This window comes from Bradyrhizobium sp. (assembly GCF_016462955.1).
GTDB lineage: Bacteria > Pseudomonadota > Alphaproteobacteria > Rhizobiales > Xanthobacteraceae > Bradyrhizobium.
Genome location: NZ_JAEMSD010000540.1, coordinates 1 through 1924, shown reverse-complemented (window position 1 = coordinate 1924; position 1924 = coordinate 1). Strand labels below are relative to the sequence as shown.

The 1924-nt window shown below is 65.8% G+C and carries 3 protein-coding genes; 2 read left to right on the top strand and 1 reads right to left on the bottom strand.

Translation table 11 applies throughout. The features are described from left to right. A partial coding sequence (locus JHD07_RS33805; RefSeq protein ID WP_291630051.1) for a carboxylesterase family protein occupies positions 1-1175 on the top strand: 1175 nt, incomplete at its 5' end. Positions 1176-1182: 7 nt separating this feature from the next. Here JHD07_RS33805 and JHD07_RS33800 read toward each other — a convergent pair. Continuing rightward, positions 1183-1362, bottom strand: coding sequence for a hypothetical protein (locus JHD07_RS33800; protein WP_036006694.1), 180 nt, complete (start codon positions 1360-1362; stop codon positions 1183-1185). 153 nt (positions 1363-1515) lie between these two features. On the opposite strand from JHD07_RS33800, the gene JHD07_RS33795 reads away from it, so the two are divergent. Continuing rightward, a partial coding sequence (locus JHD07_RS33795; protein ID WP_291630046.1) for a class III extradiol ring-cleavage dioxygenase occupies positions 1516-1924 on the top strand: 409 nt, incomplete at its 3' end.

Here is a 1924-nt window from a genome sequence, read left to right as displayed (position 1 = left end):
GCCTGACGCTGAATGTGTTCCGGCCGTTCGGGGTCGATGGCCCACTGCCGGTGATGGTGTGGATCCATGGCGGCGGTTTCGTCAGGGGCACCGCGAACGACCCGCTGTTCGATGGCGCCAGGCTGGCGCAGGCGGGTCTCATCGTGGTCACCGTGAATTATCGCCTCGGTGCTCTCGGTTGGCTCGCCCATCCCGCGCTTCCGGACGGCGGCGGAAATTACGGCCTGATGGACCAGATCGCCGCGCTCAACTGGGTGCAGGATAATATCGCGGCTTTCGGCGGCGATCGGAGCAACGTCACCGTGTTTGGCAGCGGTGCAGGCGCGACATCGATCGCCCTGCTGATGCTGTCCGCGCCGGCGCGCGATCTCTTCCAGAAAGCCATTCTGCAATCGGTGCCCGGCCGCGCGCGCCTGCGTTCGGCAGAGGAGGCGGAGGCCGTGGGCCGGCAGTTCGCGGCCGCGCTCGGGCCGACGACGGATTGGCGCGCAGCCGAGCTGCGGCGCGTGCTCGCCGCCGAACGCCAATTGCTGGAGCAATCGCCGCGCAGCTTTGCGCCGATGATCGATGGGCGTCTCGTGACCGAGGACCTCGTCGCAGGCTTTACCGCCGGACACCAAATCCGCATTCCTCTCATCATCGGCTCGAACGACGACGAGACAAGTTCTGACGGCTGGTCCGATATCGAGAAGGATATTGCTTCGTCCGGCATCGTCACCGATGAGATGCGCCAGCTGTATGCAGATGTCGTCGGACCTTCCGATTTCGCTGCGAGGGTCTACACCGACAAGGTGTTCTCCGAGCCGGTGCGGCGGTTGGCCCGGCTGCATGCGTCAAGCGGCGCGCCAACCTTTCGCTATCGCTTCGCCTATGTGCCGGAGGCGCGGCGCGCGAATCCGGAAGGCGGCCATGGAAGGGAGCTGCAGTTTGTCTTCGGCGCGGAAGGCGTGCCCGGTGCGGGCATCCTGTCGCGGCGTGATCGCGAGGTCGCAGGCCGCATCCGCGCCTATTGGATCAACTTCGCCAGAAGCGGCGATCCCAACGGCGCCGGGCTGCCGCGCTGGGATGCTGCGGGCAGCGATCGCCTGCTGCTGATCACGAACGACGGCATCGCGAGCGGCGACGATCCGCTGGCGAAGCGTCTCGACCGGCTCGAAAATGAGGGCGGGAAATGAGCTGGAGTTACGCGGCGAGCTCGACGCGCGGCGCCGGGCTCAGCCGGTCTTCCTCCAGATAATCCATCGCGCCGTCCTTCTCGACGGCGTAGAACTGCTGGCCGTCCCGCGACTTGAAGGCGGCGCGGACGACACCGCGGCGGCCCTTGTCACTGTTGACGACGTCCCCCAGCGCAAACTTCCTCATCTCACGTCTCACTTGGCTTCAGGCCGACTGCTTCGGCCACGCCGGGGATTCTGAGCGGCAAATCGTTAACGGCTTGCTAACCATGCGGCTTTGCCTATGCTCGGCGCCGACCGTGCGGACTGCTCGCACGCGCCTGTCGACGAGCCGAGTCCCATGACGCGATTTCCGACCCTTTTCCTGTCGCATGGCGGCGGCCCCTGGCCCTTCATGGAGGACAGGCGGGTGCAATATGCCAGGACTGCCGAGGCGTTCGCGAACTTGCCGCAACTTCTGCCCGAGAGGCCGAGGGCCGTGCTCGTCATCACCGGCCATTGGGAGGCGGACGCCTTCACCGTGTCCACCTCGGCGCACCCGCCCATGGTGTACGATTATTACGGTTTTCCCGAGCATACCTACCGCCTGAAATATCCGGCGCCGGGCAAGCCCGAGCTCGCGGCGAGAGTAAAGGCGCTGCTCACGCAGGCCGGCGTCGATTGCCGCGAGGATGCCGATCAGGGTTTCGATCACGGCACCTTCGTGCCGCTCGGGCTGATGTATCCGAATGCCGATATGCCGATCGTGC